Source organism: Pseudomonas sp. F(2018), assembly GCF_005508865.1.
In the GTDB taxonomy this organism is placed as follows: Bacteria; Pseudomonadota; Gammaproteobacteria; order Pseudomonadales; family Pseudomonadaceae; genus Aquipseudomonas.
Window position 1 is genome coordinate 343356 of sequence record NZ_SCOM01000001.1, and the last position, 15996, is coordinate 359351.

The window sequence follows — 15996 nt, forward strand, 5'->3', positions numbered from 1 at the left end:
CCGCCTCGGGGCAACGGGACGCCTATAGTCCCGATGGGGGGGCGTGAAGTCAATCACGGGTGTTACCGCGCTGTTACGGCGTTACCGGCGCTGCGCTTACAGGCGCTCCAGCCCCTCGTAGGGGCAGGCGGCCAGCAGCTGCTCCAGGCTGCGCCCATCGGGCAGTTGCAGCTGCGGGGCGATCTCGGCCAGCGGGTAGAGGACGAAGGCGCGTGCGTGCATATGGTAGTGCGGCACGGTCAGGCGTTCCTCGGCGAGGATGCGCGAGCCGAATAGCAGGATGTCCAGATCCAGCGTGCGTGGTCCCCAGCGCTCGGCCTTGCGCACGCGGCCCTGTTCCAGCTCGATGCGTTGCAGGGCGTCGAGCAGCTGCAGTGGCGCCAGCTCGGTGTCCAGCGCGGCCACGGCATTGACGTAGCGTGGCTGGTCGGCCGGGCCGAGTGGGTCGCTGATATAGAAGGAGGAGGTGCTGGCCAGGGTGGTGTGCGGCAGCTCGGCGATGGCCGCGAGCGCGGCCCGCAGCTGCTGGTGCGGCTCGGCCAGGTTGCTGCCGAGGCCAATGTAGACCCGCTCGATCATTCGCCTGCCGGGGCTTCGCTGCGTGGGCCGCGGCGACGATTGCGTCCGCCGCGCCGGCGTTTGCGCGCAGGAGCACCGCCTTCGCCGTCTTCTTCCTGACGGTTGCCCAGTTCGCGGATCATGCTGCGACGCTCGCTGTCGCTGGCATCCTGGTAGTCGGTCCACCAGTCGCCGAGGCCGTCGGTCTGCTCGCCGGCGTCTTCGCGCAGCAGCAGGAAGTCGTAGCCGGCACGGAAGCGCGGATTCTCCAGCAGCAGGTCGGCGCGCTTGCCCTGGCGGCGCGGCAGGCGTTCCTGCATGTCCCAGATCTCGCGGATCGGGATGGTGAAGCGCTTGGGAATGGCGATGCGTTTGCACTGCTCGACGATCAGGTCGTGCGCCGCTTCCTGCATGGCCGGGATCGGCGGCATGCCGCGCGCCTGCAGCTGCGCCGCGCGGGCCGGAATGGCCGGCCAGAGCAGGGCGGCGAAGAGGAAGGCGGGCGTCACAGGCTTGCCCAGGGCGATGCGCTCGTCGGTATTGGCCAGGGCCTGACGAATCAGGTCGCCGGCGTACTCCGGATCGCGCTCCAGGGCCTTGGCGCTGGCCGGGAACAGCGGGGCGAACAGGTCGTACTCGACCAGCAGCTCGAAGGTGCGCTCGGCGCGGCCGGCGAGGAACAGCTTGAGCACCTCCTCGAACAGGCGTGCGGCCGGAATGTCGCGCAGCATCGGTGCCAGGCGGCGGATCGGCGCGGCGCTGTGCTTCTCGATCTCGAAGCCGAGCTTGGCGGCGAAGCGCACGGCGCGCAGCATGCGCACCGGGTCTTCCAGATAGCGCTGCTCGGGATCGCCGATCAGGCGGATCAGGCGGTTGCGGATATCGTGTACGCCGTGGGCGTAGTCCAGCACGCGCTCGCCGCTGACGTCGAAATACAGGGCGTTGATGGTGAAGTCGCGGCGCTGGGCGTCGCTCTCCAGGGTGCCGTAGACGTTGTCGCGCAGGATGCGGCCGCTCTCGTGGCGTGCCGACTGGTGGCTGTCTTCCTCGTCATCGCCCTGCGGGTGATTGCTGCGGAAGGTGGCCACTTCGATGATCTCGCGGCCGAAGTGCACATGGGCCAGCTTGAAGCGGCGGCCGATCACTCGTGCATTGCGGAACTCGGCGCGCACCTGCTCGGGAGTGGCGCTGGTAGCCACGTCGAAGTCCTTGGGCTGCACGCCGATCAGCAGGTCGCGTACGCAACCGCCCACCAGGTAGGCCTGGTAGCCGGCCTTCTGCAGGCGGTCTACCACGCCCACCGCATTGCGGCTGAACTGGCCACGCTGCAGCGAATGCTGGCGGGGGCCGAGCACTTCAGGCGTGCTGCGAGGATGGGCTTGGCGCTTGAGCGAGAGCGGCGAACGGAGGGACTTGAACAGCTTTTTCAGCATGAGAGGCACTGTTTGCAGGAATAAGCGGCCGGAAATGCCGGTAACCGCACGATTGGCGCGGATTCTAGCATTGGGAAGGAGAATGGTGGAGAAGGCAGGCTGGGGAAGGCAAGAGGGGTAAAGCTACTGGGGGAGCCGAGGCTCCCCCCCAAATAGGTGCGTGCTTTGTTTTTGTTATTGTGTCGGGCCTGTTGTTTTTGTTGTAGGCCCGTTTTAGGTATCCCAAGCTGGGTACCAGGAGCAAACGGATTGCTTTGGATGCTGATATTGCCGTGGTCTTTCCGTGACCCAACCAGTACAGGCTCTGCTTTAGTGCAGTTTTTGTTGTTCTCAGCCTGGTCGTGGGGCGAACCCCAAAGGCACATCCTCTCCAAAAGAATCAGTTAGCTGCGCCTCCGCGTTGTTGTTTTTGTTGTGCTGGAGTCGTTCTGTATTGTTTTTATTATGGAGCTTCAAACGTTTTTATTGTTGTTGTGCCAGAGATAAAGCAGAAGCCGTGCCAGTTTTTGCGAGTCCTTGTTTTTCAAGGGCTTAGAGAAAATCCAGGCGGGGATGAGGCATAAAAAAGCCGGGTTCTCGTTACCGATGAACCCGGCTTTTGTTACGCGATGTTTGATTGGGGTAACAGCTGCGGAACCATCCGCCCGCAGCTCTGTCACCGCGCAGCGGCTCAGCCCGCCGCTGCGCCGGACTTGCGCCGCGGAATGCCCAGGCGCTGACGACGTTCCCACAGGCACTTGCGGCTGATGCCCAGCTTGCGGGCCAGCTCGGTCTCGGTCATGTGGTCCTGATGCTCGAGCACGAAGTGCTGGAAGTAGTCCTCCAGCGACAGGTCTTCGGTCGGCTCGTGGTTGTTGACGGCGCTGGAGGACATGGACTGCTCGCCGAAGTCGTCGTCGCTCAGGTCATCCAGTTCGATGTCGATGCCCAGCAGCTCGGCGGATATCTCGTTGCCCTCGCAGAGGATCACCGAGCGCTCGATGGCGTTCTCCAGCTCGCGCACGTTGCCCGGCCAGGGGTAGTGGCGAATCGCCTGCTCGGCATCATGGGCGAAGCGCAGACCCTCGCGGCCCATGCGCACGCACTGGCGGGCGAGGAAGGCCTGGGCGATTTCCACCACGTCGGCGCCGCGCTCGCGCAGCGGCGGCAGCTTGAGCGCGATGACGTGTAGGCGGTAATAGAGGTCCTCACGGAACTGGCCGGTCTTGGCCAGCGTCTTCAGGTCGCGGTGGGTGGCGGCGATCAGGCGCACGTCGACCTTCTGCGACTGTACCGAGCCGACCCGACGAATCTCGCCCTCCTGCAGCACGCGCAGCAGGCGGGCCTGGGCCTCCAGCGGCAGCTCGCCGATCTCGTCGAGGAACAGGGTACCGCCGTCGGCCGCTTCCACCAGGCCGGCGCGGCCGGCGCTGGCGCCGGTGAAGGCGCCTTTCTCGTGGCCGAACAGCTCGGACTCGATCAGGGTCTCCGGGATCGCCGCGCAGTTCACCGAGATCAGCGGCGCCTTGGCGCGCTTGGACAGGTTGTGCAGGGCGCGGGCGACCAGCTCTTTGCCGGTGCCGGACTCGCCCTGGATCAGCACGTTGGAATCGGTGGGGGCGACCTTGCGGATCTTGCCGTAGAGGTCCTGCATGGCGGCGCAGGAGCCGATGATGCCGATGTCGCCTTCGGCCGCGGCGCTGCTGGCCTTGCCGTTGGTCTTGCTCGGCGCTTCGCTGGGCGGATTGCGCCGCGCCTCCTGGTTGTCGCGCAGGATGCGGGCCACGGCCTGGAGCATCTCGTCGTGGTCGAAGGGCTTGGCGATGTAGTCCACCGCGCCCATCTTCATCGAGTCCACCGCCGAGCGCAGGCTGGCGTAGCTGGTCATGATCAGCACCGGAGTGCCTTCGGCCAGCTTGATCAGTTCGGTGCCGGGGGCGCCGGGGAGGCGCAGGTCGCTGACCACCAGATCGAAGCCGGAAACGCTGTAGCGCTCCTGGGCCTCCTGCACCGAACCGGCCTCGCTGACCTGGTACTGGTTGCGTTCCAGCAGGCGGCGCAGGGCGGAGCGGATGATGGTTTCGTCTTCGACGATGAGGATATGAGGCATTGATTCTCTCTCGACGGTCTCCGAATCCGCGCGGGGCGCTTCACGGGCTCTCGGCGGTTCTAGGTCACTACTCAGGTCGCTACGGACGTCGCTTCGACATAGCGCGGCAGGGTAACGCGGAATCGAGTTCCGCGCTGGCGTTCGGGGTCGGCCGGGCTGTCGATGGTGATCTGCCCATAATGCTCTTCCACGATCGAATAGACCAGCGCGAGCCCCAAACCGGTGCCCTTGCCCGGATCCTTGGTGGTGAAGAAGGGTTCGAACAGGCGGTCCATGATCGCCTGCGGAATGCCCGTGCCTTCGTCTTCGACTATCAGCTCCACGCTCTGCTCCGTGGCCTCGCTGGTCACCCGGATCGCGCCGCCGACCGGCGAGGCATCGCGGGCGTTGGACAGCAGGTTGATCAGCACCTGGGCCAGGCGCTGGGGATCGCCCTTGGCCAGGTGGTCGGGGTCGCACAGGTTGAAGAACTGCACCTCGGTGCTGTTGCGGTTGAGCGCCAGCAGACCGATGGCGTCCTGCGCCACGTCGGCCAGGCTCACCGGGTATTCGGAGCGTTGTTGTTGGCCGGCGTGGGCGAAGTTCATCAGCGACTGGACGATGCGCGAGATGCGCTTGGTCTGCTCAAGGATCTGTGTGCTCAGCTCGTCCACTTCCTCGTCGCCCTCGCGCTCCTCGCGCAGATTCTGCGCCAGGCAGGCGATGCCGGTGACCGGGTTGCCGATCTCGTGGGCCACCCCGGCGGCCAGACGGCCGATGCTGGCCAGGCGTTCGGAGTGCACCAACTGGTCTTCCAGCACGCGGGTCTCGGTGACGTCCTCGACCAGCAGCACCAGGCCGCTGTTGCCCGGTGCCAGCGGCTCGTCGATGGCGGCCTTGTGCAGGTTGAGCCAGCGCACTTCGCCATCCAGGGCCAGGTGCTGCTTGTGCAGGTGTTCCTCGTCCTGCTCGATGAAGTCCTTGAGCAGGCTGCGCCAGGGTTCGTCCAGGCTGAGCAGGCGTGAGCCGACCACCTGTTGCGCGCTGATGTCGGTGAGCTCCTCCATGGCGCGGTTCCACATCAACACTTCCTGGTCCTTGGCGAGGGAGCACACGCCCATCGGCAGTTCCTGCAGGGTCTGGCGGTGGAAGCGGCGCAGGGCGTCCAGCTCGGCGGCCAGGCCGGTGAGGCGCGACTGATAATCCTCCAGGCGGCTCTCGATGAAGTGGATGTCCTCGCTGACATAGGCCTCGCTGCCGGACTTGTAGGGCAGGAAGGTCTCGACCATGTCCTGGGCCACGCTCGGGCCCATCAGGCCGGACAGGTTGGCCTCGAGGCGGTCGCGCAGGCGGCGCAGGGCATAGGGGCGGCGTTCGTCGAAGGGCAGGTGCAGGTCGCGCAGGGCGCGCTCCACTTCCTTCTGCGCGGTGACGGCGCCGAGCGGCTTGGCCAGCTCGGAGGCGAACTCCTGCGGCGAGCCGGCCAACAGCTCGCGGCGCTGCGGGCGGCGCACGTTGTCCACGGTGCAGGCCTCGGCGGCGCTCTTCTCCTCGTCGCTGCCCTCGGTGAACAGCGAGACCAGGGTGAACACCAGCACGTTGGCCGCCAGCGAGCCGACGGCGGCCAGGTGCCAGCTGTTCTCGTCGAGGACGTAGACGATGTCGAACCACGGCAGGTGTACGCCCTGCAGATTGCTGACCAGCGGTACCAGCATGCTCACCGCCCACACGGCGATGCCGGCCAGCAGGCCGGCGATGAAGCCGCGATGGTTGGCGGTCGGCCAGTACAGCACCGAGAGCACGCCGGGGAGGAACTGCAGGGTGGCAACGAAGGCGACGATGCCGAGGTTGGCCAGGTCCTGTTCGGCGCCGAGCAGCAGGTAGAAGCCGTAGGCGGCGGCGATGATGGCGATGATCAGTGCGCGGCGCGTCCACTTCAGCCAGCGGTAGATATTGCCTTCGGCCGGCGGCTGGTACAGCGGCAGCACCAGGTGGTTGAGCGCCATGCCCGACAGCGCCAGGGTGCTGACGATGATCAGGCCGCTGGAGGCGGACAGGCCGCCGACATAGGCGAGCAGTGCCAGGTTGCGGTCGCCGACGGCCAGACCCAGGCCGAGGGTGAAGTATTCCGGGTTGGTGGTGGCGCCGATCTTCAGGCTGGCCCAGAGGATCAACGGTACCGACAGGCTCATCAGCAGCAGGAGCAGCGGCAGGCCCCAGCTGGCGCTGACGATGGCCCGCGGGTTGAGGTTCTCGGTGAAGGTCATGTGGTACATGTGCGGCATGACGATGGCCGAGGCGAAGAACACCAGCAGCAGGGTGCGCCAGGGTCCTTCCTGCAGCGGGGTGTGCAGGGTGGTCAGCGCGTGCTGGTTCTGCAGCAGCCACTGCTCCAGCTCGCCGGGGCCACCGAACACGCCGTACAGGGCATACAGGCCGATACCGCCGAGGGCGACCAGCTTGACCACCGATTCGAAGGCGATGGCGAACACCAGGCCCTCGTGCTTCTCGCGGGTGGCGATATGACGCGCGCCGAAGAGGATGGTGAACAGGGTGATCAGCGCGCAGAAGCCAAGGGCGAAGCGGTCCTGCAACGGCTCACGGGTGAGGATGCCGATCGAGTCGGCCACCGCCTGGATCTGCAACGCCAGCAGCGGCAGCAGACCGACCAGCATGAACAGGGTGGTGAGCACCCCGGCCCAGGTGCTGCGGAAGCGGAAGGCGAACAGGTCGGCCAGCGACGACAGCTGATAGGTGCGGGTGATGCGCAGGATCGGGTAGAGCAGCACCGGGGCGAGCAGGAAGGCGCCGGTCACGCCCAAGTAGCTGGCGAGGAAGCCGAAGCCGTACTGGTAGGCCAGGCCCACCGTGCCGTAGAAGGCCCAGGCGCTGGCGTACACGCCCAGCGACAGGGTGTAGGTCAGCGGGTGACGGATCACCCAGCGCGGGATCAGGCCCTTCTCGCTGACCCAGGCCACGCCGAACAGCAGCAGCAGGTAGGCGGAGCTGATCAGGATCAGCTGGCTGAGTTCAAAGCTGGTCGGCATTGCGCGGGCTCTGCGAAGGGATAGATGGGCAGCCCCACGGGCGCGGGTCAGAGTTCATCGGCATCGCGCTGACTCTGCAGGATCAGGGTGACGACGATGAGGATCAGCCACAGCAGGTACGGGCGATACCAGGCGCCGTTGGGGTCGATCCACCAGTCCATGATGGCGGGGGAGAACAGGTAGATGCCCACCACCAGGATCAGTACCAGTCGGTAGATGTACATGCGGCTTCTCGTCGGAGGATGCGCCGATGGTAAAGGAAGCCGCCGGCCTCAGGCCACCCGCAAGAACGGAGTCAATCGCTCACGGACGTAGGGTGTACTCGCGAAGCAGTACAGCATGAGCGCCGCCAGCAAGCGCTGGACAAGTGTGGGCGTGACGGTGGGTTGTTCGCTGCGCTCCTGAACCCACCCTACAGATGGTTACGCTAGCGCAGCTGCGCCTCGGCCAGGGTCCGGCTGCGCGGAATGCGCGTGGCATCCCAGTGGGCGATGCCCCAGGCCAGCACTTCGTGTGGTGTGGCGCCGGCCAGCTCGGCTGGCGGCTGCTGGCCGAGGGCGCGCAGGGCGCGGGTCAGCAACGGTGGCGCCTGGTCGGCTGGCAGCGGCGGCGAGCGGTAGCTCTTGCCCAGCTTGTGACCATCCGGCTGGATGATCAGCGGTACGTGCAGGTAGCGTGGTTGTGGCAGGCCGAGCAGCTCCTGCAGGTACAGCTGGCGTGGGGTGGAGTCGAGCAGATCAGCGCCGCGCACCACGTCGGTCACGCCCTGCCAGGCATCGTCCAGCACCACGGCCAGCTGGTAGGCGAACAGGCCGTCCCTGCGCCGAATGACGAAGTCGCCGACCTCGCGGCCCAGATGCTGACGGAATTCGCCCTGTACGCGGTCGGTGAAACGGTACTCCAGCTCGGGTACGCGCAGGCGGATGGCGGCCTCGAAGTCGGGATGGCCGGCGTTGCGACAGGTGCCGGGGTAGATGCCACCCGAGCCTTCCAGCTGCTTGCGCGAGCAGGTGCAGGCGTAGGCCAGGCCCTGGGCGAACAGGCGCGCGATCAGCGCGGCGTATTCGGCATGGCGCTCGCTCTGCCGTACCAGTTCGCCGTCCCACTCAAAGCCGTACAGCTCCAGGCTGCGCAGGATGGCGTCCTGGGCGCCGGGCACCTCGCGCGGCGGGTCGAGGTCTTCCATGCGCAGCAACCACTGGCCGCCGACACTGCGTGCGTCCAGGTAGGAGGCGAGGGCGGCCACCAGCGAGCCGAAGTGCAGGTAGCCGCTGGGCGTGGGGGCGAAGCGCCCGATATAGGCGGAGTCTTTCATGGGCGGGAGGCTATCGGCTGGAGCCTTGCGGCGCCAGCCCGCTTATCGGTAGCCGGAAATGCAACGGGGCGCCTTAGCGCCCCGTCCGGAATCAGGAACCGATCTGCTTTTCCTTGATTTCCGCCAGCGTCTTGCAGTCGATGCACAGGGTCGCGGTCGGGCGGGCCTCGAGGCGGCGAATGCCGATCTCCACGCCGCAGGAGTCACACCAGCCGTAATCGTTGTCTTCGATCAGCTGCAGGGTCTCGTCGATCTTCTTGATCAGCTTGCGCTCGCGATCACGGGCGCGCAGTTCGAGGCTGAACTCTTCTTCCTGGCTGGCGCGGTCGGCCGGGTCCGGGAAGTTGGCGGCTTCGTCCTGCATGTGGTGCACGGTGCGATCCACTTCCTGCATCAGCTCCAGCTTCCACTTGTTGAGAATGCTGGTGAAGTGAGCACGCATCGGATCGCTCATGTACTCCTCGCCCTTTTTCTCTTTGTAGGGTTCGAAGCCACGAATCAGCTGGTTGCCGTTCTGTTTTGCTTTGGTGGGCATGGATGACCGCCTCTCACTCTCTCTGATCCATTGCGCAGGATCTGTTCCTTTGCCGGCTCGGACACCGGGCCTGCGGCTGCAAGCGGGCGAACTTACCAGATCGATTCCGGCGATGCTACTCCCGGTTGTCACGCTTCTTACTGGCAGCGGGGGCAGTTGGTTAGAATTCCCCCTTTTCCTTAATAAAGGAAGGCCAATGGCCCAGCCCTTCAGTGCGCGCAGTCGCGCCATCGAACCTTTCCATGTCATGGCGTTGCTGGCGCGGGCCAACGAACTGCAGGCCGCCGGCCATGACGTTATCCATCTGGAGATCGGCGAGCCGGACTTCACCACCGCCGAACCCATCGTGCGTGCCGGGCAGGCTGCGTTGGCCGCCGGCCATACCCGCTACACCGCGGCGCGCGGTATCCCGCAGTTGCGCCAGGCCATCTCGGGTTTCTACGCCAGCCGCTATGGTGTGGATATCGACCCCGAACGCGTGCTGATTACTCCCGGTGGTTCTGGCGCCCTGTTGCTGGCCTCCAGTCTGCTGGTCGATCCGGGCAAGCACTGGCTGCTGGCCGACCCCGGCTACCCCTGCAATCGCCACTTCCTGCGCCTGGTCGAAGGCGCCGCGCAGCTGGTGCCGGTCGGCCCCGAGAGTCGCTACCAGCTCACCCCGCAGCTGGTGGAAAGGCACTGGGATGACGACAGCGTCGGCGCCCTGGTCGCCTCGCCGGCCAACCCTACCGGCACCCTGCTGCACAAGGATGAACTGGCGGCACTGGCAAGCACGCTCAAGCAGCGCGGCGGGCATCTGGTGGTGGACGAGATTTACCACGGCCTGACCTATGGCTGCGATGCAGCCAGCGTGCTGGAGGTGGACGACGATGCCTTCGTCCTCAACAGTTTCTCCAAGTACTTCGGCATGACCGGCTGGCGCCTGGGCTGGCTGGTGGCGCCGCAGCACGCGGTGCCTGAACTGGAGAAGCTGGCGCAGAACCTCTATATCAGCGCGCCCTCCATGGCCCAGCATGCCGCCCTGGCCTGCTTCGAGCCGGCGACTCTGGCGATCTTCGAGGAGCGCCGCCACGAGTTCCAGCGCCGCCGCGACTATCTGTTGCCGGCGCTGCGCGAGCTGGGCTTCGGCATCGCGGTGGAGCCCGAAGGTGCCTTCTATTTATATGCGGATATTTCGAGCTTCGGCGGCGACGCCTTCGCCTTCTGCCGGCACTTCATCGAGACCGAGCACGTGGCCTTCACTCCGGGCCTGGATTTCGGTCGCCACCTGGCCGGCCACCACGTGCGCTTCGCCTACACGCAGAATGTCGAGCGCCTGCAGCAGGCGGTGGAACGCATCGCTCGCGGCCTGAAGACCTGGAACCCCGATGCGCTTTGACCCGCCGCTGGAAGAGGGGCGCCTGCTGCGCCGTTACAAGCGCTTCCTCGCCGATATCGAGACGAGTAGCGGCGAGGCGCTGACCATTCACTGCCCCAATACCGGCTCCATGCTCAACTGCCTGAGCGAGGGCTGCCGCGTCTGGTTCAGCCGCTCTAGCGATCCCAAGCGCAAGCTGCCGGGCACCTGGGAACTGGGCGAGACGCCGCACGGGCGGCTGGCCTGCCTCAACACCGGCCGCGCCAACGCGCTGGTCGAGGAGGCGCTGCGCGCCGGCATCATCACCGAGCTGGCCGGCTTCACCGGGTTCAGGCGCGAAGTCGGCTATGGCAGCGAAGGCAGCCGCGCCGACTTCCGTCTGGACTACCTGTCCGGCTCGCTGTTTCTCGAGGTCAAGAGCGTGACCCTGGGCTTCGCCGACTCCACGGTGGCTGCCTTCCCCGATGCGGTGACCGAGCGCGGCGCCAAGCACCTGCGCGAGCTGGCCGCCCTGGCCAGGCAAGGTGTGCGGGCGGTGTTGCTGTATTGCGTGAACCTGTCCGGCATCGAGGCGGTGCGCGCCGCCGAGGAGATCGACCCGGCTTACGCGGCGGGCCTGCGCGAGGCACGCGCGGCGGGTGTGGAGGTGCTGGCCTATGGCGCCTCGGTAGATCCCGAGGAAGTGCGCCTGCTGCGCCGGCTGGAGGTACTTCCGTAGGGCGTGCTGTCGTAGGAGCGAGCTTTGCTCGCGAATAGCGTTGGAGATGTGGACAGATTCGCGAGCAGAGCTCGCTCCTACGGCTCGATCCAGATGCCTTCGGCGTCTTCCCGGCAGCCGACCTTGCGCAGTGATTGCCCGGCGCAGGGCCCGGTGACGCACTCGCCATTCTCGATCAGGAACAGCGCGCCGTGGTGGGCGCACTGGATCATGCTGCCGCTGGCATCGAGGAAATCGTCCGCGCGCCATTCCAGGGTCAGGTCGCGATGCGGGCAGTTGTTCAGGTAGACATGGGCCTGGCCGTCGCGGCGTACCGCCAGCAACTTGCGACCCTGAACGACAAAGCCCCGGCTCTGGCCTTCGACCAGCTCACCCGGGGCGCACAGATGAATCATGGGAATCTCCACGCCGAGGCGGGGATTATCGTGCACTGGCGTGGCGATGGGGTAGGGCGCGCGTCCTTGCGCGAAGTTGAACTCAGTACTGCCAGGAAGCGGAGACGCGGAAGTTGCGTCCGACTTCGCTGTAGTAGTCGTCCGGCTGCACCAGAGTGCTAGTAGGCACGTTCAGCGCGTTCCAGTACTTCTTGTCGAGGGCGTTGAACAGGCCGGCCTGCAGTTTCACGCCTTTTAGCTCGGCGGGTTGCCACCAGCCGGTCATGTCGACCACGCCGTAGCCGGGGGCCTCGAAGTCACCGTCGGTCTCCACCTTGTCGCGGGCCGCGGCGGCCCGCAGCATCAGGTCGGCACCGTACTGGTCGCGCTCGTAGCTCAGGCCCAGCAGGCTGGTGATCGGTGCCACAGAGCTGAGGCGTTGGTTGGTTTCACGATCTTCGCCGTTGGCCCAGGCCACCGAACCCCAGACTTTCCAGTGCGGTACGAACTCCCAATGGGCGGCCAGCTCGGCGCCGTAGATCTGCACCTTGGCGCGGTTGTCGGTGCGGGTCACGCCCATCGGGTAGTCGGCGGCGCTGAGGCCTACGGCTGCCAGGTCGGCAGCATCCATCACCACGTCGTCGTCGATGAAGTTCTTGTAATGGTTATCGAACAGGCTGATCGAGCCACCGAGCTTCTCGTTGCCCAGCTGCGCGCCAATCTCGTAGCCGGTGCTCTCTTCCGGTTTGAGGTCGGAGTTGCCCAGGCGCAGGTAGCTGCCTTCGGCGCCGTAGTTCATGTACAGCTGGGTGGCGTCCGGTGCCTTGAAGCCCTGGGCCCACTGGGCATACAGCATGGCTTCGTCGGCTACCTGCCAGGTAGCCAGCAGGCTGCCGGACAGCTTGTGGTCCTTGCTCGCTTCCAGCGTCTGGTCGTTGGCCGGGTTGATGTTGTTGTCGAAGTCGCTGGTGGCCTTCGGATCCTGCTTGTAGTGGTCGTAGCGCAGGCCGGGGGTCAGCTTGATGCGGCCGTCGGCGAAGCTGATCTCGTCGGTGGCGTAGAGCGCCCACTGGGTGCCCTCGGCCTTGGGCATGTCGGCCTGGTTGGTGTGCAGGAAGTCGCAGGCGGCCGGCCCCATGTACATCGGGTGGCTCGGGTCGATGGTGAAGCCCGGGCAGTTGTCGTAGCCCTCGGAGACCTGTTCGGTGTTGATCTGGTACAGCTCGCCGCCCAGCGTCAGCTTGTTCGGCAGGCCGGCGATCTCGAACGCCTTGCCGACGTTGCCGGAGACGCCGTAGAGCTCCTTCTCGATCTGGTTGTCGCGGCCGAACGCGCCCGCCGGGTATTTGTAGGGATTACCCGGCAGGCCGAAGAACAGGAAGTCCGGGATGGCCGCACGACCGTCGGTGACTGTGCGGACGCCGTTCTGGTCGTCATGGCGGCGCAGCTTCTGCCAGTAGGCGATGGCGTTGGCGCTGTCGATCAGGCCGTCGCCGTTTTCGGCCTGGAAGGCGTAGTCGACGGACAGGCGCTGGCGCTTGTTGTTCTCTTCGGTGCCGTTCTCGCCGAGCAGGTAGGTGGTGCCCTGGTTGGTGCGGCTGTCGATGTCGTTTTCGCGCTCGAAGAACTCGCCGGTGAAGCCGACCTTGTGGCCGCCATCGAAGCGTTGCTGCAGCTTGACCAGCAGGCTCTGCTGCTCGGTGTCCGCCGGATTGGCCTCGGTGCGGCTGGTGCCGTAGGTATTGTCGTCGCCACCGCTTTCCAGTTCGTTGCCGCGACGCTGGCCGGCCTGCAGCAGCCAGGAGGTGTCCTGGTAGCGGCCGGCGAGGGCGCCGTTCAGGCCCCAGCTGTGGTCGGCACTGTCGTAGTCGGTCTTGGCCAGGCTGCCGAAGTCCTTGCCTTCACCCAGCAGGTCTTCCGGATTGAGAGTGAACAGCTGCACTGCGCCGCCCAGGGCGCCGGAGCCGACCAGGCTGGAGTTCGCGCCGCGCACTATGTCTACCGAAGACAGGCCGTTGAAATCGATCGAGTCGAGGCCGCCCTGGGCGCCGCCGGTCGGGCCCTGGCTACGTGCGCCATCGGTCATCCACGGCACGCGGATGCCGTCGATGGTGGTCAGCACGCGGTCGCGATCCAGGCCGCGGATGTTGATGCTCTCGCTGGTGCGGCTGTAGTTCACGCCGGGTTCGGAGCGTCGGCCGAGGTCGTCGAAGCTGCGGATCTGGCGCTGGTCCAGGGTCTTGGCGTCGGTCGTGGTGGTGGTCGGCAGCTCTTCCTGCACGGCGTTGCCGGTGACCTGGGTGGGGGCGAGCTCGGTGGCGCTGTCCGTGGCCTGTGCGAATGCCAGCGAGGGGCTGAGCAGCAACAGCGCCATCCATGGGCGCAAGGCGAAGGGTGGGGTGGACATGACATTACTCCCGCTAGTGGCTCTTGGTGGCCAGTGGATTTGGCGGGCAGAACGGTAATAGATTCTTCTTCTCAAATGCAAATCATTATCACAAGCATTGGAGTTTGATTCTCGATGGTGTAGCCTGCGCCAACTCGAGCGAGCCGCCGTCTCCCCATCCCGGCAACGGGGTAGGGGAGGCTCGCTCGCCAAACAACGAAATGAGGTAGCACCATGACCATGCCGATCACCGCTCCCAAGGCCTCCGCGCTCTACCAGGACTGGCAGCGCCTGCGCACCGAACAGTCCGGCCTGCGCGCCCGCGATGCCGCCGCCAAGCTGGGTGTCAGCGAGGGTGAGCTGACTGCCAGCCGCCTGGGCGTGGATGCCGTGCGCCTGCGCACCGAGTGGGCCGAGCTGCTGCTGGCGTTGGGTGAGCTGGGTTACATCATGGCGCTGACCCGCAACGAGCATTGCGTGCACGAGCGCAAGGGCTACTACCGCGAGGTGTCGGTGATGGCCAACGGCGCCATGGGCCTGGTGGTTTCTCCGGACATCGACTTGCGTCTGTTCATGACCCAGTGGGCCAGTGTGTTCGCCGTGGCCGAGAACACCGAGCGCGGCGTGCAGCGCAGCATCCAGATATTCGACCGCCAGGGCACCGCCGTGCACAAGGTCTACCTGACCGCCAAGAGCGAGGAGGCGGCCTGGGCGCCGCTGGTCGAGCGCTTCCGCGCCGAAGAGCAGAGCGCCGAGCTGGACCTGCAGCCGCTGGCTGAGCGTAAGGCACCGCGCACCGACGCCGAGGTGGACGCCGCCGCCCTGCGCGCCGACTGGGCCGAGCTGAAGGACACCCACCACTTCTTCGCCATGCTCAAGCGCCACGACGTCGCGCGTACCCAGGCCCTGCGCCTGGCCGGCCGTGACTGGGCCGAGCCGCTGGCCACCGCCGAGCTGCCCAAGCTGCTGGAAGAGGCCGGTAGCCGTCAGGTGCCGATCATGGTCTTCGTCGGCAACCAGCACTGCATCCAGATCCATTCCGGCACCGTCAGCAACCTGCGCTGGATGGGCGACTGGTTCAACGTGCTCGACCCCGAATTCAACCTGCACCTGAAAACCCCGGGCGTGGTCGAGCTGTGGCGCGTACGCAAGCCGAGCAGCGACGGCATCATCACCAGCTACGAGGCTTTCGACGCCGATGGCGAGCTGGTCGTGCAGCTGTTCGGTGCGCGCAAGCCGGGCGTGCCTGAGCTGGTCGAGTGGCGCGAGCTGGCCGAATCCATTGCCGCCCTGGAGGCCTGAGATGCGCCTGTCCAAGTCTCTGTTGCTGTGCGGCAGCCTGCTGTTCAGCCATGCGGCCGCGGCGGCCGATCTGCCGCAACGCTGGGTCAGCTCCGGCGGCTCGCTGAGCGAGTGGGTGGTGCGCCTGGGTGGTGAGAGAAAGCTGGTCGGTGTCGACACCACCAGCCTGCACCCGCAGACCCTGCGCAAGCTGCCGAGCGTCGGTTACCAGCGCGCGCTGTCTGCCGAGGGCGTGCTGTCGCTGCGTCCGGACATCCTCATCGGTAGCGAGGAGATGGGCCCGCCACCGGTGATCGCGCAGATCAAGGCCGCCGGCATCCGCCTCGAGACCCTGTCGGCCAAGCCGGATCTGGATACTCTGGAGCGCAACGTGTTGCGCCTGGGTGAGCTGCTCGGCACGCTCGAGCGCGCTCGCGAGCAGATGGCCGCCTATCGCCAGGGCCTGCAGCGCCAGGCCGACTGGGTCGCCCAGGTGAGCAAGAAGCAGCAGGCGCCGCGGGTGCTGATGCTGCTCGGCCACGCAGGCAGCAACATCATGGCGGCGGGTAAGGACAGCCTGGCGGTATGGCTGATCGAGCGGGCCGGTGGCGAGAGCCGTACCGAACACAGCGGCTACAAGCCGATCTCCAACGAGGCGCTGCTGGCCATGGACCCGCAGGTGGTGATTTTCGCCGACCGCAGCCTGCACGGCGAGGAAGCGCGCCAGGCGCTGCTGCAGCAGAACCCGGTGCTGCAGCAGACCAGCGCCGCGCGTGAGGGACGCCTGTTGAGCCTCGATCCGACCCTGCTGGTTGGCGGCCTCGGCCCGCGTCTGCCCGAGGGGCTGGCCGAGTTGTCGGCGGCCTTTTATCCTTCCGAGCAAGCACTGACGGCCAAACTCGACCGATGAATCCTGTTTTTCGA

13 protein-coding genes are annotated in these 15996 nt (G+C 66.2%); 4 read left to right on the top strand and 9 right to left on the bottom strand.

Annotated elements, in window-relative coordinates; all coding sequences use genetic code 11:
* Nucleotides 1-96: 96 nt before the first annotated feature.
* The 7 genes from folK to dksA form a co-directional block, all read right to left on the bottom strand.
* Entirely contained in the window at nt 97-579 is a 483-nt protein-coding gene (folK, locus tag FFS62_RS01555) for a 2-amino-4-hydroxy-6-hydroxymethyldihydropteridine diphosphokinase (RefSeq protein ID WP_137971056.1), read from the bottom strand.
* Nucleotides 576-1991 carry a polynucleotide adenylyltransferase PcnB gene (locus tag FFS62_RS01560; protein ID WP_137971057.1) on the bottom strand — a complete coding sequence of 472 codons (1416 nt, stop codon included), beginning with the start codon at nt 1989-1991 and terminating at the stop codon, nt 576-578. Before FFS62_RS01560 ends, folK begins: the two co-directional genes overlap by 4 nt.
* A 670-nt stretch (nt 1992-2661) precedes the next feature.
* Nucleotides 2662-4080, bottom strand: a complete 1419-nt coding sequence (locus tag FFS62_RS01565) for a sigma-54 dependent transcriptional regulator (protein WP_137971058.1) — start codon at nt 4078-4080, stop codon at nt 2662-2664.
* A gap of 71 nt (nt 4081-4151) precedes the next feature.
* Nucleotides 4152-7106, bottom strand: a complete 2955-nt coding sequence (locus FFS62_RS01570; protein WP_137971059.1) for a sensor histidine kinase — start codon at nt 7104-7106, stop codon at nt 4152-4154.
* Nucleotides 7107-7153: 47 nt separating this feature from the next.
* A complete protein-coding gene (locus tag FFS62_RS01575) occupies nt 7154-7330 on the bottom strand; it encodes a hypothetical protein (protein WP_137971060.1) in 177 nt (58 codons plus the stop codon).
* 203 nt (nt 7331-7533) lie between these two features.
* Complete coding sequence (gene gluQRS / locus FFS62_RS01580) at nt 7534-8421, bottom strand: tRNA glutamyl-Q(34) synthetase GluQRS (RefSeq protein ID WP_137971061.1); 888 nt, start codon at nt 8419-8421, stop codon at nt 7534-7536.
* Between the two features lie 91 nt (nt 8422-8512).
* The gene (gene dksA / locus FFS62_RS01585) at nt 8513-8956 is read right to left on the bottom strand and encodes an RNA polymerase-binding protein DksA (protein WP_021700399.1); all 444 of its coding nucleotides are present in this window, start codon (nt 8954-8956) and stop codon (nt 8513-8515) included.
* Between the two features lie 196 nt (nt 8957-9152).
* On the opposite strand from dksA, the gene FFS62_RS01590 reads away from it, so the two are divergent.
* Nucleotides 9153-10334, top strand: a complete 1182-nt coding sequence (locus tag FFS62_RS01590) for a pyridoxal phosphate-dependent aminotransferase (RefSeq protein WP_137971062.1) — start codon at nt 9153-9155, stop codon at nt 10332-10334.
* Entirely contained in the window at nt 10324-11031 is a 708-nt protein-coding gene (sfsA, locus tag FFS62_RS01595) for a DNA/RNA nuclease SfsA (RefSeq protein WP_137971063.1), read from the top strand. Before FFS62_RS01590 ends, sfsA begins: the two co-directional genes overlap by 11 nt.
* 77 nt (nt 11032-11108) lie before the next feature.
* On the opposite strand, the gene FFS62_RS01600 is transcribed toward sfsA, so the two are convergent.
* A complete protein-coding gene (locus FFS62_RS01600; protein WP_137971064.1) occupies nt 11109-11426 on the bottom strand; it encodes a Rieske 2Fe-2S domain-containing protein in 318 nt (105 codons plus the stop codon).
* 82 nt (nt 11427-11508) lie between these two features.
* Nucleotides 11509-13812: a TonB-dependent hemoglobin/transferrin/lactoferrin family receptor gene (locus FFS62_RS01605; RefSeq protein WP_137971065.1), complete on the bottom strand. Its 2304-nt coding sequence runs from the start codon at nt 13810-13812 to the stop codon at nt 11509-11511.
* A gap of 213 nt (nt 13813-14025) precedes the next feature.
* Between FFS62_RS01605 and FFS62_RS01610 the strand changes: the two genes are divergently transcribed.
* Both FFS62_RS01610 and FFS62_RS01615 read left to right on the top strand, forming a co-directional pair.
* A complete protein-coding gene (locus FFS62_RS01610; RefSeq protein ID WP_137971066.1) occupies nt 14026-15093 on the top strand; it encodes a hemin-degrading factor in 1068 nt (355 codons plus the stop codon).
* 1 nt (nt 15094) lies between these two features.
* Complete coding sequence (locus FFS62_RS01615; protein WP_137971067.1) at nt 15095-15982, top strand: hemin ABC transporter substrate-binding protein; 888 nt, start codon at nt 15095-15097, stop codon at nt 15980-15982.
* Nucleotides 15983-15996: the final 14 nt, after the last annotated feature.